The following is a 22,588-nucleotide window of genomic DNA, read 5'->3' on the forward strand; positions in this document are numbered from 1 at the left end:
CTTCGTACTTGTGGACCTTCTCCAGCGTCCACCCGGACAGCTCGGCGACCTCCTCGGCGGAGGCGCCGGCGCGGATCAGCGCCTGCACCTCCCGTGGGCTGAGCGAGGTCGGGGTGTCGTCACCGGCGGGGCGCGGGCGCTCGTGCCGCACGGCCGAGCGCAGCGCGTGATCGAGCGGCAGGCGGTAGCGACCGCCCTGGTCGTCCGCCAGCAGCACGTGCTCGCTGTCCTCCGACAGGCCGACGAGGCGAAGGTCCTGCATGCTCACTGATCACTTCTCTTTCGTCACCGGGCAGCGCTTCGTCTCAGCGTACTGTCGAAAGGCTCGCACGGCGGCGCCGTCGCGCGGGTCCCGGCACGCCGCCGGATAGGCTGGGGGACGCCATGGCCAACGCGTTCGGATCGTTGCAGCTGGCTCTCGACCTCCTCGGCGTGTTCGTGTTCGCGGTGTCCGGAGCCCTCGTCGGCGTCCGCAAGGACCTCGACGTGTTCGGGGTGCTCTGCCTGGCCCTCGCCACGTCGCTCGCCGGCGGTATCGTCCGCGACGTCCTGCTCGACGCGACTCCCGTCGGCGTCTCGGACTGGCGGCTGGTCGCGTGCGCGCTGGTCGCCGGCCTGATCGGCTTCCGCTGGTCGCACCACGTCGAGCGGCTGTCGCGCCCGATCAAGACGCTCGACGCAGCCGGCCTCGCGCTGTTCAGCGTGTCCGGCGCCATCAAGGCGCTCACCTTCGGGGCCAACGGCATGGAGGCCGTGATCCTCGGGCTGATCACCGCCGTCGGCGGTGGCGTGATCCGCGACCTGCTCAGCGGGATCGTGCCGGAGGTGCTGCGCCGCGAGCTCTACGCGGTGCCGGCGGTCGTCGGCGGCATCTTGGTCGTCCTGGCCGCCGAGACCGGCACGCTCGGGACCCTCACCGCGAGCGGTGCCGTCGCCGTCGTCTTCTGCTATCGCCTGCTCGCCATCGTCCGGCACTGGCACGCGCCGCACGCCCCACCCCCGCCGGTCGGCTCCGCAGCAGCTCGCCGTCGGGCTCGCTGGGACCGCGCCACCCGGCGCGCCCGCATCGTCCGTAGAGCGTCCGCCGTGCGCCGCTCCCGGCAGTCGTCCGGGAGAGGCAGCGCAGCGGGGCCGGTGCAGCAGGACCCGTCCACCCCCGGAGCACCTCCGCAACCGCGCCCGCAGGAAGGACGCCCCTCGTGACCCAGCCAGACCCCACGCAGCCCGACCCCACGCAGCCCGACCTCGGCCAGCAGCAGGACCGGGTGGACCCCTACGACGGCCTGGTGCTGCTCTCCTTCGGTGGGCCGGAGCAGGCGTCCGACGTGATGCCCTTCCTGCGCAACGTGACCGCCGGTCGCGGGATCCCGGACGAGCGGCTCGAGGCGGTCGCCCAGCACTACTACCTGCTCGGCGGTCGTAGCCCGGTCAACGAACACGGCCGCGAGCTGGTCAGCGCGCTCGTGGACGAGCTGGGCCGGCGCGAGCTGAACCTGCCGGTCTACTTCGGCAACCGCAACTGGGACCCGTTCCTGGTCGACGCGCTGCGCGAGGCGCACGACGCGGGCGCCCGCCGGCTGGTCGTGGTGACCACCAGCGCCTACTCCTCCTACTCCTCGTGCCGGCAGTACAGAGAGGACATCGCCGGGGCGATCGCGGCGCTCGGCGACGAGGGCCGCACGCTGCAGGTCGACCGGGTCAGGGGCTACTACAACCACCCTGGCTTCGCCCGCACGGTGACCCGGCTGGTCACCGAGGCGCTGCGCGAGCTGCCCGTCGAGGGCACCCGCATCGTCTTCGTCACGCACTCCATCCCCGACGCGATGGACGAGACCAGCGGACCCGGTGACGGCGAGGGTCGGCTCTACCAACGTGAGCACCTCGACCTGGCCGTGGCGGTGACCGAGGAGGTCAACGCGACCCTCTCGACGAGCTACGCGTTCGACCTCACCTACTGCTCGCGCTCCGGACCGCCGCACCAGCCGTGGCTGGAGCCCGACATCAACGACCATCTCGAGGTCCTCGCCGGCCAAGGTGTCGAGCGGGTGGTGTGCGTGCCGTTCGGCTTCGTGTCCGACCACATGGAGGTCATCTACGACCTCGACCACGAGGCGCAGGAGACCGCCACCCGGCTGGGTGTCGAGCTGGTCCGGGTGCCCACGGTCGGGGTGGATCCCGAGTTCGTCAGCGGGCTGGTCGACCTGGTGGAGGAGCGCGCGGCGCAGGCCCGCGACACCCTGCCGACCCGCCCGGCCTGGCCCGGCTCGCCGCTGTGGTCGGTGTGCCCGGCGGGCTGCTGCCCCAACCTGCGCGCCGCCCGTCCCGCCGCCTGCGGCTCGGACTGACCGGGCAGCACGCCACCGCGGTGAAAGACTGGGGGAGTGACCCGCGACCTCGCCGAGCCCGCCTCGACCCCTGACAGCATCCGCGTCCCCGCCCGCGACCAGGGCCTCGCGCTCCCGCCCGACCTGATCGACGAGCTCGAGGCGCTCGCCGTGCAGGTGGCGCAGCGGTGCGGTCGGCTCATCGTCGACGAGCGTCCCCGCGACCTCGACGTGGCCTCGACGAAGTCCAGCGCCACCGACGTGGTGACGATCATGGACCGGCGCTCGGAGGACCTCGCCCACCGGCTGCTCCTCGAGGCCCGGCCGCAGGACGGGCTGCTCGGCGAGGAGGGCACCGGGATCGTCGGCAGCAGCGGGATCAGCTGGGTGGTCGACCCGATCGACGGCACCGTCAACTATCTCTACGACATCCCGGCGTACGCCGTGTCCATCGCGGCCGTGGTGGGCAATCCGCGCGTGCCCGGCGGGTGGTACCCGGTCGCGGGTGCCGTGACCCATGCGGTGCTCGGCCAGACGTATCGGGCCGGGCTCGGGCGGGGCGCCCGGCTCGAGGCCGCGGACGGCTCGGTCCGTGCCCTGCGGCACAACCCGTCGCCGCTGCTCGAGGCCAGCCTGCTGTCCACCGGCTTCGGCTACCTCGCGGACGTGCGCGCCGCTCAGGGCCGGGTGATCGCGACGGTGCTGCCGCAGGTGCGCGACATCCGTCGGATCGGTAGCGCGGCCCTGGACCTGTGTGCCATCGCCTCCGGCCAGACGGACGTCTACTACGAGCGGGGGCTGAACGCCTGGGACCTCGCGGCCGGCTGGCTCGTGGCGGTGGAGTCAGGCGCGACCGTCCGCGGTCTGGACCAGGACACGCCCGGCGCCGCGGTCACCCTCGCGGGGGCGCCAGGACCGGTCGAGGAGCTCGCCGTGATCCTGCGCTCGTGCGGCGTCGCTGACTGACCGACGAGCAGAGATGACGCGGGCCGCAAAGTAAGGCACAATGCGCCGCGAGCCTCGGGCACAAAACGGCACTCTCCGCCGTTGAAGGCCACGCACCGACCGTCCACCGAGTTTCCGGTCCGAAGGGCCGACCGCCCCGCCAGGACCGAGAGAGAGGGCCACCATGGCTACCGACTACGACGCCCCGCGCAAGACCGACGACGAGATGTCCGAGGACTCCATCGAGGAGCTCAAGGCGCGCCGCGTCGACACCTCGTCCTCCAGCGTGGACGTCGACGAGACCGAGCAGGCCGAGGGCTTCGAGCTCCCGGGGGCCGACCTCTCCGGCGAGGAGCTGTCCTACCGCGTCCTGCCCCGTCAGGCCGACGAGTTCACCTGTGGCAGCTGCTTCCTCGTGCACCACCGCAGCCAGCTGGCCAAGGAGGTCAACGGCCAGATGATCTGCTCGGAGTGCGCGGCCTGAGCGCCGAGGTCGCCCCGGAGGGGCGCGTAGATGTCGCCCCGGAGGGGCGCGTAGATGTCGCCCCGGAGGGGCGCGTAGATGTTGCCCCGGAGGGGCGCATAGATGTCGCCCCGGTGGACGTGCTGCTGCTGCGGCTGGACCCCGAGCTGGAGCCGCCGAGCTACGCCCGCCCGGGCGACGCGGGAGCCGACCTGCGCGCACGCACCGAGGTGCGCCTCGAGCCGGGTGAGCGGGCCCTGATCCCGACCGGCGTGGCGCTCGCGCTGCCGGAGGGCTACGCCGGCTTCGTCCACCCCCGATCGGGTCTCGCGGCCAAGCACGGCCTGACGATCGTCAACGCGCCGGGCACCGTCGACGCGGGCTACCGCGGCGAGATATTGGTCAACCTGCTCAACACCGACCGGTCCGAGGCGTTCACCATCCACCGGGGCGACCGGATCGCCCAGCTGGTCGTGCAGGCGGTGTCGGCCGTCCAGTTCCGAGAGGTAACCTGCCTACCGGAGAGCGTGCGTGGCACGAGCGGCCACGGCGACAGCGGGGGCTTCGGCGCCCGCTGACCCACCGCTCTTCGTCCGCACCACCCACCACTGCCGCCAAAGGACTGTTCGTGGCCCTCTTCCGCCGCAAGAAGCACGACGCATCGACCGACCCCGACGTGCCGGACACGACGGATCCGACGACCGGCTCCGAGGCAGAGGCCGAGCACGACGACGTGGCTGCGGACGACGCCCGCCCGAGCGGCACCGAGCTCGGTGGCACCGGCCGCAAGGTGCGCGCCAACGGTCCGCACGACGAGTCCGAGGTCGACGGCCTCGGCGGTCGGCTCGACCTCGGCGCGCTGTGGCTGCCCGGCCTGGACGGCCTGGAGCTGCGCCTCGAGATCGACGAGGCCTCCGGCACGGTCACGGGCGTCACCGCGGTGATGGCCGACTCCTCGCTCGCGCTGCACGCCTACGCCGCGCCGCGCACCCTCGGCATCTGGGACGACATCCGCGACGAGATCGCCGCCAGTGTCGAGACCAACGGCGGCACCGCCCGGGTCGAGGACGGCCTGTTCGGCACCGAGCTGGCCGTAGAGCTCCCGGCCCAGGACGCCGCCGGTCGCCGGGTGCTGCAGCCGGGTCGCTTCCTCGGCGTCGACGGCCCGCGCTGGTTCGTGCGGGGCTTCCTGGCCGGGCCTGCCGCGACCGACGCCGAGGTCGCCGCACCGCTGCTCAGCCTTCTCGCCGACGCGGTCGTCGTCCGCGGCGCCGACGCGATGGCGCCCCGCGAGCTGCTGCCCCTGCGCATCCCCGAGCAGGCGGTCGCCCAGGACGGCGTAGACCCCACCGACCCGGTGGACGACCTGCAGCCCTTCGAGCGCGGCCCGGAGATCACGGAGATCCGATGAGCATCACCCGCGAGCGGCGCCCCGGGCGGCTGCGCCGCCTGCTCGGTCGGCTCGCCACCGACCAGGACGAGCTCGACAACAGCGAGCTGCGCGAGAGCAGCCAGGGCCTCGGCCACCGCACCATCGCCGAGCTGGCCGACCGCGAGGTCGCCACGGTGTCCGGCACGATCCGCAACACCACGCTGAGCCCGCTCGGTCAGGTGCCGGCGCTGCGCGCCGAGCTCTACGACGGGACGCAGCGCCTGCAGCTCATCTGGCTGGGGCGCCGCTCGATCGCCGGGATCCACCCCGGCACCTACCTGCGCGCCCGCGGCCGGGTGTGCACCAAGGACGGGATCAAGACGATCTACAACCCCTTCTACGACATCCTCCCCAACCGTGGCCGCTGACGACGAGGGCCTGGCGTCGGTCCGGGCGCACGACACCGTGGAGCGGCTCATCCGGGAGCGGCTCGCCACGGTCCTCGGCGGCTGGCGCGGCTCGCTCGAGGCTGCCCTGCCGACCGTGGTGTTCGTGCTGGTCTGGGTCGTGCGCGCGGACCTGCGCGGTGCCGTCATCGCCTCGCTGGTGACCGCCGCCCTGCTCGGCGTCGCCCGGCTGGTGACCCGCGGGACGATGCAGTTCGTGCTGTCCAGCCTGCTCGGCACGGCCCTCGCTGCGTACTTCGCCATGCGCAGCGGTCGCGCCGAGGCGGCGTTCCTGCCCGGCATCTTGATCAGCGCCGGCTACTTCGTCGCGACCTTGCTGTCCGTGGTCACCCGCTGGCCGGTCGTCGGCTTCCTCGTCGGGATGGCCGAGCCGGACTACAAGGAGAACCCCCTCGGCTGGCGCCAGGACCGGGCCATGGTCCGGGTGTGCAACCGGCTGACCCTCGTGCTGGTCGGGCTGTTCGCCGTGCGGCTGCTGGTCGCGGTCCCGCTCTACCTCGCCGGCCAGGTCGCCGCGCTCGGCATCGCGAAGATCGTCCTCGGCTGGCCGCTCTACCTCGCCGCCGTCGGCCTCATGGGGGCCATCCTGGTCCGCGGCCGCACGCCGCGCTGACCGCACGCCGAGCTGACCGCACCCCGCGCCGACCCGCACGCCGCGGGGACGCCTCACCCGTGGTCGAGGTCCAGCTCGTCCAGGTCGGAGCGGGGGACGCGGTGGGCGGGCGAGAGCAGCGACTCCAGCTCGTCCTCGACGTCCGGGACGGTGAGCAGAAGCAGCTCGTCGCCGGCCTCGACCGGGTCGTCGCGGGTGGGCGCGATGGGCTTGCCGTCGCGGATGATGCCGACCAGCGTGGTGTCGCGGGGGAGCGGCACGTCGTTGACCAGACGCCCGGCGTAGGGGCTCGTGGCGGGCAGGGTGAGCTCGACCATCGTCGAGCGGCCCTTCTGGAACTCGAAGAGCCGCACCAGGTCACCGACGCTCACGGCCTCCTCGACCAGGGCGGTCATCAGGCGCGGTGTCGAGACGGCGACGTCCACGCCCCACGACTCGTCGAACATCCACTCGTTGCGGGGGTTGTTGACGCGGGCGACCGTGCGGGGCACGCCGAACTCGGTCTTGGCGAGCAGCGAGGTGACCAGGTTGGCCTTGTCGTCACCGGTCGCAGCGACGACCACGTCGCACTCGGCCAGGCCGGCCTCGTGCAGCGAGGAGATCTCGCAGGCGTCGGCGAGCAGCCAGGCGGCCTCCGGGACGCGGGTGGACTGGACCGCCTCGGCCTCCTTGTCGACGAGCAGCACGTCGTGCCCGTTGTGGATGAGCTCACGGGCGATGGAGCGGCCGACCGATCCGGCCCCGGCGATGACGACACGCATCAGTTGAGTCCTCTCACTCGTGCGGGGGAGGGCCGGCGAGGACCGTCTCGACGCGGGGCAGGTCGTCGGTCGGGGCGACGACGCGCACGATGTCGCCCTCCTGCAGGACCGTGTCGGGCAGCGGCACCATGCCGGCGCCGAGCCGCGACAGGTAGGCGATCCGGGTGCCGGCGACGTCCTCGATGCGGGTGAGCCGCTGACCGACCCAGGACGGGTCGACGGCGACCTCGGCGATGGCGATCGCGCCGCTCGGGTCGATCATCTCGGGCACCGACCCCTGCGGGAGCAGCCGGCGGACCACCCGGTCCACGGTCCACTGCACCGTGCCGACGGTGGGGATCCCCAGGCGCTGGTAGATCTCGGCGCGGCGCGGGTCGTAGATGCGGGCCACGACGTGCTCGACCCCGAACGTCTCGCGGGCCACCCGGGCGGCGAGGATGTTGGAGTTGTCACCGTTGCTGACCGCGGCGAACGCGTAGGCGTCCTCGATGCCGGCCTCGAGCAGGGTGTCGCGGTCGAAGCCGATGCCCTTGACGCGGCGACCCTCGAAGTCGGCCCCGAGCCGGCGGAAGGCGGTCGCCGACTGGTCGACCACGGCGACGTCGTGGCCCTCGCTCTCCAGCCGGAGCGCGAGGGTCGACCCCACGCGGCCGCAGCCCATGATGACAAAGTGCACGGCACGAAACTACACCGTGACCTCGGGCGGCGAGGGTGCGCACCACGCGATGCCGGGCACGCTCGTATGGTTGGACTCGTGCCAGATTCCAGTCGCGCCCTCAAGCGCCTCCTGCTGGGCCGCCAGATGCGTTCGGACCGGCTGCACGAGACCCTGCTGCCCAAGCGGCTGGCCCTCCCGATCTTCGCCAGCGACGCCCTCTCCTCGGTGGCGTACGCGCCGGACGAGATCTTCTTGACCCTCGCCCTCGCGGGCGGCGCCGTCGCCACGACCCACTCGTGGCAGATCGGCCTCGCGGTCGTCTTCGTCATGCTCGTCGTGGTCGCGTCCTACCGGCAGAACGTGCACGCCTATCCCTCCGGCGGCGGTGACTACGAGGTCGCCACCGTCAACCTCGGCCGGTGGGCCGGCCTCGCGGTCGCGTCCGCGCTGCTGGTGGACTACGTGCTGACCGTGGCCGTGTCGATCTCGTCGGGCGTGCAGAACGCCACGGCGGCGATCCCCGCCCTCGACGGCCACGCCATGCCGGTAGCCGTCGCCCTGATCATCGGCCTGACGATGATGAACCTGCGCGGGGTGCGCGAGTCGGGGCGGATGTTCGCCATCCCGGTCTACGCGTTCATGATCGCGATCATGGGGATGGCGGCCTACGGGTTGTACCGCTCGCTCATGGGTGACCTCCCCCGTGCCGAGAGCGCGAGCCTCGAGCTGGTCCCGGAGCACGGCTACGAGTCGCTCGGCACCCTCGCCATGGTGTTCCTGCTGCTGCGCGCGTTCAGCTCGGGCTGCGCCGCGCTCACCGGCGTCGAGGCGATCTCCAACGGCGTCCCGGCGTTCCAGAAGCCCAAGAGCAAGAACGCCGCGACCACCCTGCTGCTCATGGGGTGCCTGTCGGTGACGATGCTGATGTCGATCATCTACCTGTCGATCAAGACCAACATCCACTACGCCGAGCGACCCGCCGAGCAGCTGCTGGTCAACGGCGAGCCCGTGGGGTCGGGCTACATCCAGCACACGATCATCGGTCAGCTGGCGCTCGCGGTGTTCGACCACTTCCACCTCGGCGTGATCCTGGTGTCGACCGTCACCGGCCTGATCCTCATCCTCGCGGCCAACACGGCGTTCAACGGCTTCCCGGTGCTGGCCTCGATCCTGGCCAAGGACGGCTACCTCCCGCGCCAGCTGCAGAGCCGCGGCGACCGGCTGGCCTACTCCAACGGCATCATGATCCTCGCGGGTGCGGCGGCCGTGCTCGTGGTCATCTTCGACGCCGAGGTCACCAAGCTGATCCAGCTCTACATCGTCGGGGTGTTCGTGTCGTTCACCCTCAGCCAGGTTGGCATGATCCGGCACTGGAACCGCATCCTCGCCACCGAGACCGACCCGCGCGAGCGCCGGACCCACCAGACCAGCCGGGCCATCAACGCCGTCGGTGCGCTGATGTCCTTCACCGTGCTGCTCGTCGTGCTCGCGACCAAGTTCGTGCGCGGGGCGGGCTGGGCGATCCTCGCCATGGCGATCCTCTACCTGCTGATGCAGGGCATCCACAAGCACTACGCGGCCGTCTCGCGCGAGCTCGAGGTTCCCGCCGCGGACCACGAGGCGGGCCGGCTCCCCTCGCGGGTGCACGCGATCGTGCTGGTCTCGCGGATCCACAAGCCGACCCTGCGGGCCCTCGCCTACGCGCGGGGCGCTCGGCCGTCCACGCTCGAGGCGATCACGGTAGCCATCGACCCCGCCGACGGCGAGCGCCTCCAGCAGGACTGGCTGCAGCGCGAGATCCCGGTGGAGCTGAAGGTCCTCGACTCGCCCTACCGCGAGATCACCCGACCGATCGTCAACTACATCGCCGCGATCCGCCGCCAGTCGCCGCACGACCTCGTCATGGTCTACCTGCCGGAGTACGTCCTCGGCCGCTGGTGGGAGAACATCCTGCACAACCAGTCGGCGCTGCGGCTCAAGGCCCGGCTGCTGTTCATGCCGGGCGTCATCGTCGCGAGCGTCCCGTACCAGCTGAACTCGAGCAAGGAGGTGGCGGAGATGATCCGCCAGGACATCCAGGACGACACGATCGCTGCGGGGAAGGGCCGATGACGAAGCCGGTGAAGAGGGGCAACGCCAACCGCAGGGGTAGAGCGACCCGCGAGCGGGCGGTCCGCGGCACCCCCGCGGTGGGCCGGGAGATCGAGCTCGAGATCGGCGCGGTCGCCCATGGCGGCTTCTGCGTGGGGCGCCACGAGGGGCGTGCCGTGTTCGTGCGGCACACCCTGCCGGGTGAGAAGGTCCGTGCGGTGGTCACCGAGGGTGGCAGCGAGGACCGCTTCTGGCGGGCCGACGCGATCGAGATCCTGCGCGCCAACGAGCACCGGGTCACCCCGCCGTGCCCGTACGCCGGGCCGGGTCGGTGCGGCGGCTGCGACTGGCAGCACGCGTCGCTGGACTACCAGCGCGAGCTCAAGTCGACGGTCGTGCGCGAGCAGCTGGACCGGCTGGCCGGCCTCGAGCTGGTCGACGACCAGCCCGTCGTCGAGCCGGTGCCGGGTGACGAGGACGGGCTGCGCTGGCGCACCCGCGTCGAGTTCGCCGTCGACGAGGCCGGACGCGCCGGGATGCGCGCCCACCGCTCGCACGCCGTGATCCCGATCGACGACTGCCTCATCGCGACGCGCCCGATCATCGAGTCCGGCGTGCTGTCGACGACGTGGACCGACTGCGCGGCGGTCGAGGTCGTGGACGCGAGCCTGGTCGACGACGCGGTCGTCGTGCCGATCGCCGAGTCCGGCAAGGCCCTGGACCACGCCGGCCACGGCGTCGAGTCGACCGTCGGCGAGCGCGTGCAGGTGGGGGAGTGGGTCCGCGAGCTGGCCGTGGACGCCCGCGGGTTCTGGCAGGTCCATCCGGGCGCCGCGCCGACCCTCGTGGACGAGGCGATGGCGCTGCTCGACCCGCAGGAGGGCGAGCGGGCGCTCGACGTCTTCGCCGGCGTGGGCCTGTTCGCCGCGGCGCTCGCCGACCTGGTGGGCGAGCAGGGCCAGGTGCTGGCGGTCGAGTCCGACGGGCTGGCCGTCGAGAACGCCGTGGAGAACCTCGAGGAGAACCCGTGGGCGTCCGCGCGTCAGGGACGCGCTGACCGGGTGCTCGCCGAGCTGGTGCGCGACGGCGAGACGTTCGACCTCGTCGTGCTCGACCCGCCCCGAACCGGGGCCGGACGCCAGGTGATCGAGTCGCTCGTGGACCTCGAGCCGCGCGCCGTGGTCTACGTCGCCTGCGACCCGGCCGCCCTCGCGCGCGACGTCGCGATCGCCGAGGAGCTCGGCTACCAGCTGGTGGCGCTGCGGGCGTTCGACGCCTTCCCGATGACCCAGCACGTCGAGTGCGTCGCCCTGCTCGAGCCGGTCGACGAGTCAGACCTCGAGTCGGATCCTGAGTCCGATCACGAGTAGGGCCGTGGGCGCCACGGACCGCGGCGAAACGCGGCGCTGCTGTTTCGTTCGGGGCGCGGGTGGGCAACAATCAGGGGAACCGGGGCATGCTCCCCGATATCTCTTGACGTCAAGACATGGGCGTGACAGTATTGTCTCGACGTCAAGATACCCACAAGGATCGTGGAAGGAACAGGCGTGAGCCAAGACAGCGTGAACAGCTTCGGAGCCAAGGACACCCTGAAGGTCGGGGACCAGTCCTACGAGGTCTACCGCGTGGATGCGGTCGAGGGCAGCGCGACCCTCCCGTACTCCCTCAAGGTGCTCCTCGAGAACCTCCTGCGCACCGAGGACGGTGCCAACATCACGGCCGAGCAGATCAAGGCGCTCGGCGGCTGGGACGAGAACGCCGACCCCGACATCGAGATCCAGTTCACGCCGGCGCGCGTGATCATGCAGGACTTCACCGGGGTGCCGTGCATCGTCGACCTCGCCACCATGCGCGAGGCGGTCAAGGACCTCGGCGGCCAGCCCGACAAGGTCAACCCGCTCAGCCCCGCCGAGCTGGTCATCGACCACTCGGTCCAGATCGACGTGTTCGGTCGCCGCGACGCCTTCGAGCGCAACGTCGACTTCGAGTACCAGCGCAACGGTGAGCGCTACCAGTTCCTGCGCTGGGGCCAGGGCGCCTTCGCCGACTTCAAGGTCGTGCCCCCGGGCACCGGCATCGTCCACCAGGTCAACATCGAGCACCTGGCGCGCGTGGTCATGAGCCGCGAGGTCGGTGGGGTCCAGCAGGCCTACCCCGACACCTGCGTCGGCACCGACTCGCACACCACGATGGAGAACGGCCTCGGCGTGCTCGGCTGGGGCGTCGGCGGCATCGAGGCCGAGGCGGCCATGCTCGGCCAGCCCGTGTCGATGCTCATCCCGCGCGTCGTCGGCTTCAAGCTGAGCGGCGAGATCCCCGCCGGCGTGACCGCGACCGACGTCGTGCTGACCGTCACCGAGATGCTGCGCAAGCACGGCGTGGTCGGCAAGTTCGTCGAGTTCCACGGCGAGGGTGTCGCCTCGATCCCGCTCGCCAACCGCGCGACGATCGGCAACATGAGCCCCGAGTTCGGCTCGACCTGCGCGATCTTCCCGATCGACGACGTCACGCTCGACTACCTGCGCCTCACCGGCCGCAGCGACAAGCAGGTCGAGCTCGTCGAGGCGTACGCCAAGGAGCAGGGCATGTGGCACGACCCGAGCCGCGAGCTGCGCTTCAGCGAGCAGCTCGAGCTGGACCTGTCGACGGTGGTCCCCTCCATCGCCGGCCCGAAGCGCCCGCAGGACCGCATCCTGCTCTCGGACGCCAAGGAGTCCTTCCGCAAGGTGCTGCCGGACTACGCCGCCGACCCCGAGGTCGACGTCATCGGCCGCGACAACGGCTCGTTCCCGGCCAGCGACCCGAGCGCGCCCGACTCCGACCCCGCGGCGGGCATCAAGGCGCCCGCCAAGACCGGCGACGGCTCGGACCGCCCGCACAAGGTGGTCACGGTCAAGCGCGACGACACGACCTTCGACATCGACCACGGCATCGTGTCGATCGCCTCGATCACCTCGTGCACCAACACCTCCAACCCGTCGGTCATGCTCGCCGCCGGCCTGCTCGCCAAGAAGGCCTCCGAGAAGGGCCTCAAGGTCAAGCCGTGGGTCAAGACCTCCATGGCCCCCGGCAGCAAGGTCGTCACCGAGTACTACGAGAAGGCGGGCCTGTGGCCGGCGCTCGAGGACCTCGGCTACCACCTGGTCGGCTACGGCTGCACCACCTGCATCGGCAACTCGGGCCCGCTGCCGGACGACATCTCCGCCGCGGTCAACGACAACGACCTCGCCGTCACCTCGGTGCTGTCGGGCAACCGCAACTTCGAGGGCCGGATCAACCCCGACGTCAAGATGAACTACCTGGCGTCCCCGCCTCTGGTGGTCGCCTACGCCCTGGCCGGCACGATGGACTTCGACTTCGAGAGCGAGGCCCTCGGCCAGGACAAGGACGGCAACGATGTCTACCTCAAGGACATCTGGCCGAGCGCCGACGAGGTGCAGTCCACGATCGACTCCTCGATCGACCGCGAGATGTTCACCGCGCAGTACGCCGACGTCTTTGCCGGTGACGAGCGCTGGACCAGCCTCGACACCCCCGAGGGCAACACGTTCGCGTGGGACGACCAGTCGACCTACGTGCGCAAGCCCCCGTACTTCGAGGGCATGACGATGGAGCTCACCCCCGTCGAGGACATCTCCGGCGCCCGGGTGCTCGCCAAGCTGGGCGACTCGGTCACCACCGACCACATCAGCCCGGCCGGTGCCATCAAGGTCGACAGCCCGGCGGGCAAGTACCTCGCCGAGCACGGCGTGGACCGCAAGGACTTCAACTCCTACGGCTCGCGTCGTGGCAACCACGAGGTCATGATCCGCGGCACGTTCGCCAACATCCGGCTGCGCAACCAGCTGCTGGACGGCGTCGAGGGCGGCTTCACCCGCAACTTCCTCGACGGTGGCGAGCAGACGACGATCTTCGAGGCGTCCGAGGCCTACCAGCAGGCCGGCATCCCGCTGGTCGTCCTCGCCGGCAAGGAGTACGGCTCGGGCAGCTCGCGCGACTGGGCGGCCAAGGGCACCCGGCTGCTCGGCGTCAAGGCGGTCATCGCCGAGTCCTACGAACGCATCCACCGCTCGAACCTGATCGGCATGGGCGTGCTGCCGCTGCAGTACCCCGAGGGCCAGAACGCCGAGTCCCTCGGCCTGGACGGCACCGAGACGTTCGAGATCACCGGCGTCACCGAGCTCAACGAGGGCAAGACCCCGAAGACGCTCCACGTGGCCGCCACCAAGGCCGACGGCTCCACCGTCGAGTTCGACGCGGTCCTGCGCATCGACACGCCCGGTGAGCGCGACTACTACCTGAACGACGGGATCCTGCAGTACGTGCTTCGTTCGCTCGTGCGGGCGTAGCAGCACATCTGGCTCGTGCGGGCGTAGCAGCAGAAATAGGCAGCGAGCCTGCGTACCGATCGCGGTAGGCAGGCTCGCTGCTGTGTGGGTGGGTGGGTGCTGGGAGCGGGGAGCGGGCTCCGGTCAGGCGCCGGCGGCGCCACCGACCACGACCTCGTCGTAGAGCCGGTCCCACCGCGCGCGGGCGTCCTCGTAGTAGGGGCGCAGCACCTCGCCCGGCTCGTAGGCCTCGTCGAAGACCACGCCGGCGCGCTCGACGTCGGGGGCGACGACCTGCAGCGCGACCAGGGCGGTGCCGCGCAGGGTCGACCGCTTGATGCCGACGGGGGTGACCGGGCGGCCGAGGACGTCGGCCATCATCTGCAGCAGCCCCGGGTTGTCGAGGGTCTGCGAGCCGTTGACCCGCACCTCCTGGACGGCCCCGGCGACCGTCGACAGCTGCTCGAACACCCGCGCGTAGCTGATGACGACGCCTTCGAGGCCGCCGCGGTAGAGCTGCATCGCGGTCGTCTGCGCGGCCACCCCGCCGAACGTGGCGCGAGCGTCGCTACGCCAGCCGATGGCCCGCTCGCCGGTGAGGAAGGGCAGCACGGTGGGCGCCGGCTCGGTCGGCACGGCGAGCAGCTGGCGGGTGACGGCCGAAGCGGAGGGCAGCGCGAGGGTGGAGCGCAGCCAGCTGATCATCCGGCCGACGTCGTTGACCGCACCGCCGAGCAACGACTGGTCGGCACTGACGCGGTAGGCCCACAGCCCGTCCGGCACGGGGGAGGGGGCGCCCTCGACGAGGACGCGCAGCGCGCCGGAGGTGGCCATCGTCGCCACCATCAGCCGGTCGTCGGTGGCGCCGGAGCCGAGGTTGGCGGCGTAGCCGTCGGACACCGGCGGGAACCACGGCACGCCCTCGAGCGCCGGCCAGCGGGACGCGATCGTCGCGGTCTGCGGGTAGAGCGGTGCGGTCGCCTCGACGACGGGGGACAGCTGGCCGCGGTCGATGCCCGAGGCGGCCAGCATGGGCTCGTCCCAGTCCCCGGTGTGCCGGTCCAGCAGCCCGGTCCAGGCGGCCGTGGAGACGCCGGCCGCGGTGGTGCCGAGCAGCCGCTGCAGCACGAACTCGCCGAGCGAGAGGAACGTCGCCGCTCGCTCGAAGACCGCCGGCTGCTCGGACTTGAGCCAGACCAGTCGCGCGGGCAGGTAGGACGCGTGCAGCCGGGTGCCGGTGCGTTGGTGGGTCTCGTGCTCGTCGACCCGCTCGCGCAGCACGTCGACGTAGCTGCCGCACCGCGAGTCGGCGTACGTGATGGCCGGGGTGAGGGCTCTACCGTCGGCGTCGACCGCGACGAGCGACGACGCGAAGGTGTCCAGCGCCACCGCCTTGATCCGCCCCGCGAGACCCGACACCGCGAGCGAGGTGAGGACCTCCGCGATCTCGTCGACGACCTGGTTGCCGTCGATGACGACCGTGCCGTCGGCCCGGTTGGTGAAGTAGTGCGGCACCTTGTGCCGGGTGCCGACCGGCGTCCCGGTCGCGTCGTAGAGGCAGCCTCGGGTCGCGGTGCTGCCGACGTCGATCGCGAGCACGAGCGGGTCGACGGCGTTGGACAGGTCGACCTTGAACTGCTGACCCACCGAGGGCCCCCTTCCCGTAGCTTCGTGCCTCACCGTAGACCACCCGCTCGCCTCACCGCGCCGACCTCCTCGCGGTCGGGTGGCCGACTCAGCCCTTGACGGCGCCCTCGTTGGCGCCGCGCACGAGATGCCGCTGGAACACGAAGAACAAGATGGCGACGGGGATGGTCGTGAGCAGAGCCGTCGCCATCTTCAGCGGATACTGCGTGCCCGAGCCGAGCGTGCCGCGTGACAGCGAGGCGAGACCGGTGATGAGGGTCTGGTACTGCGGCGACTGGGTGGTCACGAGGAAGTGGCTGAACTCGTTCCAGCTGCCCTGGAAGCTGAGGATCGTCAACGTGATCAGCGCGGGCCGCGCCATCGGCAGCACCACGTGCCAGAAGGTCTGAAAGATCGACGCGCCGTCGAGGCGGGCGGCCTCCTCGATGGTGACCGGCACGGTGTCGAAGAACTGCTTCATGATGAAGACGCCCGCGGCGTCGACGATGAGCGGCAGCACCATCGCGTAGTACGTGTTGTAGATCCCGAAGTACTTGGTGACGAGGAACTTCGGGATGAGCAGCGCCACGCCGGGCACCGACATCACGGCCAGCACGGCGGTGAACAGGAATCCTCGTCCCCGGAACCGCAGCCGCGAGAGCGCGTAGCCCGCCAGCGAGTCGAAGAACACGCGGCCGGCGGTGACGAGCACCGTCACGAGCGCGGAGTTGAACGCCCAGTGCAGGATCGGCACCGAGGAGTCGGGCGTGAGCCCGAAGATCCGCTTCCACGCGTTGAGCTCGACCGGGTTCGGGATGATCGACAGCGGGTTGGCGTTGGCCTGCGGGTCGGACTTGAAGCTCGTCGCCACCTGGATGACGAATGGATACAGGTAGATGATCGCGAAGATCACGAGCACCACGTGGAACACGGTGCGGGTGAGCGGTCGGCTGCGGTCCATCGCTACCCCTCCCTCTCGGCGAGGAATCGTCGCTGAAGCCAGGTCAGCGCAACGATGATCAAGAAGATGATGAAGGCGATCGCCGTGCCCTGGCCGTACTCGAACTCCTCGAACGACTGCCCGTAGGACAGGTACGCCGGGGTCAGGGTCGTGCCGCCGGGCTGGCCACCACCGGTGACGTAGACCTGGTCGAAGACCTGCCAGGTCCCGATCAGTCCGAGCGTGGTCACGAGGAAGATGCTCGGCCGCAGCTGGGGGATGGTGACGAACCGCAGCTTCTGCCAGGAGGTCGCGCCGTCGAGCGCGGCCGCCTCCTCGACGTCCTCGGGCAGGTCCTGCAGCGCCGCGAGGAACATCAGGATGAAGGTGCCGGTCGTCGTCCAGATGGCGAGGAAGATCAGCACCATCATTGCGACCGACGGGCCGGACAGCCACTCCCACAGGGACCGGCCGAGGACGTCGGCCTGGGCCCAGCCGGGGTTGTCGATGCCGAACGCGCCGAACGCCAGGTGGAACAGACCGCGCGGGTCGGAGAACCACGCCGGCCCGTGGATCCCGAACAGCCCGAGGAAGGCGTTGACGGCCCCGGAGTTCCCGAAGAGGAACAAGAAGACCGTCGTGATGGCGATCGAGCTGGTCACCGACGGGAAGTAGAAGGCGGTCCGGAAGAACCCCTTGCCCTTGAGGAACTTGTTGTTGACGATCAGCGCCAGCCCGAGCGCGGTGATCGTCTGCAGCGGCACGACGAACAGCACGTAGTAGAACGTGTTGCCGATCGACTGCATGAAGGTCTGGCGCATCAGGCCGTCGCGCGTGAACAGGTCGGTGTAGTTGCGCAGCCCGACGAGCGGGGCGTTGGCACCCCCTTGGAAGGGGGAGCCGTTGCCGTTCCAGCTGGTGAAGCTCACGTAGAGCGCCATCAGGATGGGGAACACCAGGAACAGTCCGAGGATGACGATCATCGGCGCCGTGAAGAGCCAGCCGGCCAGGGTGTGGCCGGCGTTGACCCCACCCCCGGACGCGGCCCGAACCCTGCGGCGAGGTGCCGTCGTGGTCGAGGCCATGAGCGGTCAGCCCTTGAGGGCCGCTTCGCCGTTCTTCTGCAGCTGGTCGAGGATAGCCTTCGGGTCACCGTTGGCCAGGCCCTCGAGCTTGGTGTTGAAGTCGGACAGCACCGCGTCCATGCCGGGGGCGATGATCGGGCCGGTGCCGTAGTCGGCGCCCTTGACGAAGGCCTCGTCCGCCGGGTAGGTCGTGGCGTACTGCTTGATGCCCTCGGTCGTCGACGGCATCACGCCGAACGCCTTCGCGAAGCCCATCTCGGTGTCGGTCTGGGTGAGGTACTTGACCAGGTCGACCGCCTTGGCCTGGTTGGCCGACTTGCCGGCGATGCCCCAGCAGTTGGTGAACATCAAGGTGCCCTTGCCGGCGGGGCCGGCCGGGAGCTCTACGACCTTGGTCTTGAGGTCCGGCGCGTCCTTGGCGAGCGCGCCCTTGATCCAGTTGCCCTCGATGGTCATCGCGGCCTTGCCCTTGATGAGCGCCTCGCCGCCCCAGCCGGCGTCGACCTGCTTGGCGTACTTCAGCGTGCCGGCCTTGAGCATCTTCTGCGCCTCGGTGAGGCCCTCGACGTTCTTCGCGTCGCTCGCGGTCATCGACTTCTGGTCGTCCGACACGAGCCAGCCACCGGCCTGGCGCAGCCACACGCCGAGGCGGGCCCACTCGCCGTTGATGACCAGGCCGGTCTGGCTGCCGGTCGTGAGCTTCTTGGCGACGGACTCGAGGCCGGCCCAGTCCTTCGGGATGTCGGCGTCGGTCAGCCCGGCCTTGGTCCACGCGTCGGTGTTGATCACGAGCGCGAGGGTGGAGAAGTCCTTCGGCGCGCACTGCAGCTTGCCGTCGTAGGTGAACGTCTTGACCAGCGAGGGGACGTAGGAGGCGGAGTCGACCTGGTCGCCGTCGCTGTAGAGGTAGTTCTTCTGGGCGTAGGTGCCGACCTTGGCGGCGTCCAGGTAGAACACGTCGGCCGGCGTGCCGCCGCTGAACCCCTTGCCGAGCTCGACCGCGAGGTCGGCGGCGGCGGTGACCGTGACGGCGTTGCCGGTCTTCTTGGCCCACGCGTTGGCGGCGTCGGTGACGGCCTTGGTCTCGGCGTCGCCGGACGAGCCGATCAGCACCGACAGCTTGGCCGGTCCGCTTGCGGCCGCCTGGGTGCCGGTGGAGCCGGAGCCCGCGCCGTTGTCGAAGCCCCCACCGCCACAGGCGGCGAGGGGGAGGGTGGCCATGGTGCCCAAGGCGATGATGCCGATGGTCCGACGGGTGCGCTGCATTGCTGCTCCTGGTGGTTCGACGTGATTCGAGGTGGTGCGAGGTGGATCGGTGGGGTGATGGGTGCTGTCGCAACGCGCGTGGTGGGCGCGACCTGCCCTGCGGCTCAGGCGTGCTCGACGCCGCGTCGCGACGAGGCCCTCGGCACGAAGGTCGGTGTGAGGAGTGTGCCCTGCTCGGGCAGCGGTTGGCCGGCTAGCCGGTCGGAGATCTGGCTCAGCAGCTCGTCGGCGATCTGGTCGAGCGGCTGCTCGACCGAGCTGATGTCGTTCATCTCGGCGAGCGGGGACCCGTCGAAACCGGTGATGCCGAGGTCGATGCCGGGTCGTCGGCCGCTCTGCAGCAGGACCTGCTGCACGGCGAGGGCGATGACATCGGAGACGCACACGATCGCCCCGCCGGTGCCGACCGCCTCGATGAGCGGAGCGGCTGCCTCCTCGGCGGGGTGGAGCTCCTGGATCGTGCTGGCCTGCAACGACTCTCGGTAGATCCCGTGGCGCTCGCACGCCTCGCGCCAACCCCGTCGGCGGTCGTCGCCCGTGGCCGACCCCTCGGGCCACCCGAGGAAGCCGACGCGCGAGTATCCCTCGGCGACAAGGTGATCCACCGCGGCGCTGGTGCCCGCAGCGCCGTCGACGTCGGCCCAGCCGGTGAAGTCCGGTGCGTCCCAGACCCGCCCGAACGTCGCATAAGGGATGCCGGCCTTGTCGAGCCAGGCGGGTCGCGGGTCGTCGTGGTGGGTGTCGGCCAGCACGAAGGCGTCGACCAGGCGCGCTCGCACCATCGCCTCGTAGCCCGTGATCGAGGGACGGTCGCTGTCCGAGCCGAAGGTCACGATGTGGCAGTCGTGGCCGCGTGCGCCGATCGACAGCTCGACCGTGAAGGAGTAGATGATGTCGCCGCGCCGTCCGTGGCCGAGGGTGTTGAGCTCGAGTCCCACTGCGCCGGCACGCTGTTCGCGCAACGACTTGGCCGCGCTCGACGGGCGGTAGGCGAGGCGCTCGATCTCGGCCTCCACCCGCGCACGGGTGTCGGGGGCCACCCGATCGGGTCGGTTGACGACGTTGCTGACCGTCTGCCGGGACACCTGCGCGGCCCGGGCGACGTCGTTGATCGTCGCCCGGCGGTTGGCGCCCTTGGTCACCTTTGTCATCGTCGACACCTCGGGGGGAGGGGGGGTTGTTGCGATAATATGCACGCGAGCGTTTGAACGTTCACAGCCACGGCCTAGCCTGGCCCCCTGGAAGCACGATGTCAACAGGTGACCCCCCGCACCTGTGAAGGGAGTGTCGTGGTCGACACCATCCGCGCCGAGCGCGCAGCGTGGCCCGCCCCGGAGCCCGCAGCCAGGCCCCAGCAGCCGTGGTTGCACGAGCTGGTCGTCTGCGTCGACGGCAACGCCACGGCGCTCGGCACCAGGGACGGCTCCCTCGGTGCCATCGGGACAGGGCTGTTCGTCGACGACCGGCGCGTGCTGTCCCTCCTCGAGGTCCAGCTGGGCTCCGACCCCACCGCACCGGTCATCGACTCGGCGCGGGGCGACGTCGCCGAGTTCTGGGGCTCCGCAAGGCGGCACGGTGACGTCGGGGCCGACCCCACCGTCGAGATCCAGCAGCACCGCCAGGTCCGGCGGTCCGGCCTCACCGAGACCATCACGGTCGTCAACCGGTCCGGCGTGCAGGTGACGGACACGCTCTACGTGCGACTGGGGGGTGACGGCGCCCCGATCCACGACGTCAAGACCGGCCTCCCTGCTGGCCCGCTCCTCGCCGCGGAGGCCCGTGGTGACGACGAGATTGCGTGGCGCGACGACCGGCACGAGACGGTCGTCACGGTCTCGCCGAGTCCGCGCGGGATCGTCGCCGGTGTCGGAGGATCTGCCGACGAGCAGGCCTCTGCCGCAACGGTCTTCGCGTTCGACGTAGACCTCGCCCCTGGTGCTCGGGTGAGCGTCACCTTCGACGTCGACCCGGTGCGCACGCGCGCCTCGGCCTTCGACGCCGACCCGGGAGCCCACCTGGTCGACTGGGGCGCCGCCTCGGTCGTGGCCGACGACACCCGCCTGACCGAGACCCTGTCGTCGGCGCTGGCGGACCTGCAGCACCTGCTGATGACCGACCCCGAGGCGCCGGACGACGTCTTCGCTGGTGCCGGAACTCCTTGGTATCTCACGCTTTTCGGGCGTGACTCGCTGTGGGCCGCACGGCTCATGCTCCCGTTCAGCACCGAGCTCGCGGCGGGCACCCTGCGCACGCTGGCGCGGCGCCAAGGGGTCAAGGACGACCCGGTCACGGCCGAGGCGCCGGGCAAGATCCTGCACGAGGTGCGTCGCGACCTCTTCGATCAGTCCGAGTCGGGGCTGCACCTGCCCACCGTCTACTACGGCACCGTCGACGCAACCCCGCTGTGGATCTGCCTGCTGCACGACTCCTGGCGAAGTGGACTCTCCGACAACGAGGTTCGCGACCTCCTGCCGACCCTCCAACGCGCCGTCGTGTGGATGACGGCCGCCGCCGAGGACTCGGACGACGGTCTGCTGCGCTACGTCGACACGTCCGGCAGCGGGCTGGCCAACCAGGGGTGGAAGGACTCCGGCGACTCGATGCGGCGCATCGACGGTGAGGTCGCCCCGGCTCCGATCGCGCTCCTCGAGGCCCAGGCCTACACGGTGGAGGCCGCGCGAGGTGCGGCCGCGCTCTACCGCGAGTTCGGGCTGGAGGGCGCCGAGCAGCTGGAGTCCTTCGCCGACCGGCTGACCGAGCGGGTCCGCGACACGTACTGGGTCGACCGCGACGGCGTGGAGCGCCTCTACCCGGCGATGGCGGTCGACGGCGAGGGGCGCCTGGTCGACGGCATCGGCTCCAACATGGGGCACGCCCTCGGCACCGGTGTGCTCACCGCCGACGAGGCCACCCGGGTCACCGCGATGCTGACGTCGGAGACCATGTTCGGCCGCTTCGGCATCAGCACGCTCGCGCGACGCAACCCCGCCTTCAACCCGATCGGCTACCACAGCGGCTCCGTGTGGACGCACGACACCGCCATCTGCGCCCTCGGCATGAGCCGCGAGGGACACACCGAGGCGGCCGCTGCCGTCGCCCGCTCCCTGGTCGAGTCGGCGGCCGCCTTCGACTACCGCTGGCCCGAGCTCTACTCCGGCGAGCCCGTGCTGGGCCGGCCCGCGCCCTACCCGGCGTCCTGCCGCCCCCAGGCGTGGTCGGCGGCGTCGGCGTCGGCCATCGTGCAGGCCGTCCTCGGCCTGTCGGTCGACGTGCCGGCCCAGGTCGTGCGCGTCAACCCCGTCCACCCCACCCCCTTCGGCGCCATGCAGGTGCGCGGCCTGCGGTATGGCCCGACCACCTTCACCGTCACCGTCGACACCGCAGGCCAGGTGGCCGTCGACGGCCTCCCCGACGGCGTGACCGTCGAGATCGGGTAGGCCGTCTGCCTCACCCGTCGACCGGCCTGCCCGGCCGGCGTCGCCGTGGCCCCCGGCGGTCGTCGAGACGGCAGCTGGCGACCGAGACGGCGGTTGGCGACGCCTCGACCGCCGAGACGGCAGTTTGCGACCGAGATGGTTGGTATACGCGCCGTCTCGGTGCGCAAGTGCCGTGTCGGCGCGGTGGGCGTGGCTAACCGCCGTCTCGACCC

General features: G+C 71.0%; 20 protein-coding genes. 12 read left to right on the forward strand and 8 right to left on the reverse strand.

What is annotated here, in order from left to right; translation table 11 throughout:
• Positions 1–262: septation protein SepH (sepH, locus tag MM440_RS14245; RefSeq protein ID WP_241445391.1), on the reverse strand; the 262-nt coding region annotated here is incomplete at its 3' end.
• 122 nt (positions 263–384) lie between these two features.
• Here sepH and MM440_RS14250 point away from each other — a divergent pair.
• From MM440_RS14250 to MM440_RS14285, 8 genes are all read left to right on the forward strand, one after another.
• Positions 385–1,203 carry a trimeric intracellular cation channel family protein gene (locus tag MM440_RS14250; RefSeq protein ID WP_241445081.1) on the forward strand — a complete coding sequence of 273 codons (819 nt, stop codon included), beginning with the start codon at positions 385–387 and terminating at the stop codon, positions 1,201–1,203.
• Entirely contained in the window at positions 1,200–2,345 is a 1,146-nt protein-coding gene (locus MM440_RS14255; protein WP_241445082.1) for a ferrochelatase, read from the forward strand. Before MM440_RS14250 ends, MM440_RS14255 begins: the two co-directional genes overlap by 4 nt.
• A 36-nt stretch (positions 2,346–2,381) precedes the next feature.
• Positions 2,382–3,290 carry an inositol monophosphatase family protein gene (locus MM440_RS14260; RefSeq protein ID WP_241444699.1) on the forward strand — a complete coding sequence of 303 codons (909 nt, stop codon included), beginning with the start codon at positions 2,382–2,384 and terminating at the stop codon, positions 3,288–3,290.
• 163 nt (positions 3,291–3,453) lie between these two features.
• A complete protein-coding gene (locus MM440_RS14265) occupies positions 3,454–3,753 on the forward strand; it encodes a DUF4193 domain-containing protein (protein WP_241444697.1) in 300 nt (99 codons plus the stop codon).
• A 113-nt stretch (positions 3,754–3,866) separates the two neighbouring features.
• A complete protein-coding gene (dut, locus tag MM440_RS14270) occupies positions 3,867–4,310 on the forward strand; it encodes a dUTP diphosphatase (protein ID WP_241445083.1) in 444 nt (147 codons plus the stop codon).
• Positions 4,311–4,360: 50 nt separating this feature from the next.
• Positions 4,361–5,143, forward strand: a complete 783-nt coding sequence (locus tag MM440_RS14275; RefSeq protein WP_241444695.1) for a DUF3710 domain-containing protein — start codon at positions 4,361–4,363, stop codon at positions 5,141–5,143.
• Complete coding sequence (locus MM440_RS14280; RefSeq protein WP_241445084.1) at positions 5,140–5,532, forward strand: OB-fold nucleic acid binding domain-containing protein; 393 nt, start codon at positions 5,140–5,142, stop codon at positions 5,530–5,532. The genes MM440_RS14275 and MM440_RS14280 overlap by 4 nt, the downstream gene beginning before the upstream one ends.
• Positions 5,522–6,184 carry a DUF3159 domain-containing protein gene (locus tag MM440_RS14285; protein WP_241445086.1) on the forward strand — a complete coding sequence of 221 codons (663 nt, stop codon included), beginning with the start codon at positions 5,522–5,524 and terminating at the stop codon, positions 6,182–6,184. The genes MM440_RS14280 and MM440_RS14285 overlap by 11 nt, the downstream gene beginning before the upstream one ends.
• 53 nt (positions 6,185–6,237) lie before the next feature.
• Here the strand turns inward: MM440_RS14285 and MM440_RS14290 are convergent, their stop codons facing one another.
• Both MM440_RS14290 and MM440_RS14295 read right to left on the reverse strand, forming a co-directional pair.
• Positions 6,238–6,945 (reverse strand): potassium channel family protein, encoded by a 708-nt coding sequence (locus MM440_RS14290; protein ID WP_241445087.1) that lies wholly within the window; start codon positions 6,943–6,945, stop codon positions 6,238–6,240.
• A gap of 13 nt (positions 6,946–6,958) precedes the next feature.
• Positions 6,959–7,621 (reverse strand): potassium channel family protein, encoded by a 663-nt coding sequence (locus tag MM440_RS14295; protein WP_241445089.1) that lies wholly within the window; start codon positions 7,619–7,621, stop codon positions 6,959–6,961.
• A 78-nt stretch (positions 7,622–7,699) separates the two neighbouring features.
• On the opposite strand from MM440_RS14295, the gene MM440_RS14300 reads away from it, so the two are divergent.
• The 3 genes from MM440_RS14300 to acnA all read left to right on the forward strand — a co-directional run bounded on the left by MM440_RS14300 (position 7,700) and on the right by acnA (position 14,043).
• Complete coding sequence (locus MM440_RS14300; protein ID WP_420914169.1) at positions 7,700–9,715, forward strand: APC family permease; 2,016 nt, start codon at positions 7,700–7,702, stop codon at positions 9,713–9,715.
• Complete coding sequence (locus MM440_RS14305) at positions 9,712–11,064, forward strand: class I SAM-dependent RNA methyltransferase (RefSeq protein WP_241445091.1); 1,353 nt, start codon at positions 9,712–9,714, stop codon at positions 11,062–11,064. The genes MM440_RS14300 and MM440_RS14305 overlap by 4 nt, the downstream gene beginning before the upstream one ends.
• Positions 11,065–11,241: 177 nt before the next feature.
• Complete coding sequence (gene acnA, locus MM440_RS14310; RefSeq protein WP_241445093.1) at positions 11,242–14,043, forward strand: aconitate hydratase AcnA; 2,802 nt, start codon at positions 11,242–11,244, stop codon at positions 14,041–14,043.
• A 123-nt stretch (positions 14,044–14,166) separates the two neighbouring features.
• Here acnA and MM440_RS14315 read toward each other — a convergent pair whose 3' ends face one another.
• The 5 genes from MM440_RS14315 to MM440_RS14335 form a co-directional block, all read right to left on the reverse strand.
• On the reverse strand, positions 14,167–15,669 hold the full coding sequence (locus MM440_RS14315; RefSeq protein ID WP_241445095.1) for a gluconokinase: 1,503 nt from the start codon (positions 15,667–15,669) through the stop codon (positions 14,167–14,169).
• 88 nt (positions 15,670–15,757) lie between these two features.
• Positions 15,758–16,609: a carbohydrate ABC transporter permease gene (locus MM440_RS14320; RefSeq protein ID WP_241445096.1), complete on the reverse strand. Its 852-nt coding sequence runs from the start codon at positions 16,607–16,609 to the stop codon at positions 15,758–15,760.
• A gap of 2 nt (positions 16,610–16,611) precedes the next feature.
• Positions 16,612–17,673, reverse strand: coding sequence for a carbohydrate ABC transporter permease (locus tag MM440_RS14325; protein WP_241445098.1), 1,062 nt, complete (start codon positions 17,671–17,673; stop codon positions 16,612–16,614).
• 6 nt (positions 17,674–17,679) lie between these two features.
• The gene (locus MM440_RS14330; RefSeq protein ID WP_241445100.1) at positions 17,680–18,939 is read right to left on the reverse strand and encodes a sugar ABC transporter substrate-binding protein; all 1,260 of its coding nucleotides are present in this window, start codon (positions 18,937–18,939) and stop codon (positions 17,680–17,682) included.
• Between the two features lie 104 nt (positions 18,940–19,043).
• Positions 19,044–20,090, reverse strand: a complete 1,047-nt coding sequence (locus tag MM440_RS14335; protein WP_241445101.1) for a LacI family DNA-binding transcriptional regulator — start codon at positions 20,088–20,090, stop codon at positions 19,044–19,046.
• A 138-nt stretch (positions 20,091–20,228) separates the two neighbouring features.
• Between MM440_RS14335 and MM440_RS14340 the strand changes: the two genes are divergently transcribed.
• Complete coding sequence (locus MM440_RS14340; protein ID WP_241445106.1) at positions 20,229–22,376, forward strand: glycogen debranching N-terminal domain-containing protein; 2,148 nt, start codon at positions 20,229–20,231, stop codon at positions 22,374–22,376.
• Positions 22,377–22,588: the final 212 nt, after the last annotated feature.

Source organism: Arsenicicoccus piscis, from assembly GCF_022568835.1.
Classification (GTDB): Bacteria; Actinomycetota; Actinomycetes; order Actinomycetales; family Dermatophilaceae; genus Arsenicicoccus; species Arsenicicoccus piscis.

Coding starts and splice junctions, on each gene's coding strand:
- MM440_RS14290 (WP_241445087.1), bottom strand. CDS start 6,945: ATGCGTGTCGTCATCGCCGGGGCCGGATCGGTCGGCCGCTCCATCGCC.
- MM440_RS14250 (WP_241445081.1), top strand. CDS start 385: ATGGCCAACGCGTTCGGATCGTTGCAGCTGGCTCTCGACCTCCTCGGC.
- MM440_RS14320 (WP_241445096.1), bottom strand. CDS start 16,609: ATGGACCGCAGCCGACCGCTCACCCGCACCGTGTTCCACGTGGTGCTC.
- MM440_RS14325 (WP_241445098.1), bottom strand. CDS start 17,673: ATGGCCTCGACCACGACGGCACCTCGCCGCAGGGTTCGGGCCGCGTCC.
- MM440_RS14280 (WP_241445084.1), top strand. CDS start 5,140: ATGAGCATCACCCGCGAGCGGCGCCCCGGGCGGCTGCGCCGCCTGCTC.
- MM440_RS14265 (WP_241444697.1), top strand. CDS start 3,454: ATGGCTACCGACTACGACGCCCCGCGCAAGACCGACGACGAGATGTCC.
- MM440_RS14335 (WP_241445101.1), bottom strand. CDS start 20,090: ATGACAAAGGTGACCAAGGGCGCCAACCGCCGGGCGACGATCAACGAC.
- MM440_RS14305 (WP_241445091.1), top strand. CDS start 9,712: ATGACGAAGCCGGTGAAGAGGGGCAACGCCAACCGCAGGGGTAGAGCG.
- MM440_RS14330 (WP_241445100.1), bottom strand. CDS start 18,939: ATGCAGCGCACCCGTCGGACCATCGGCATCATCGCCTTGGGCACCATG.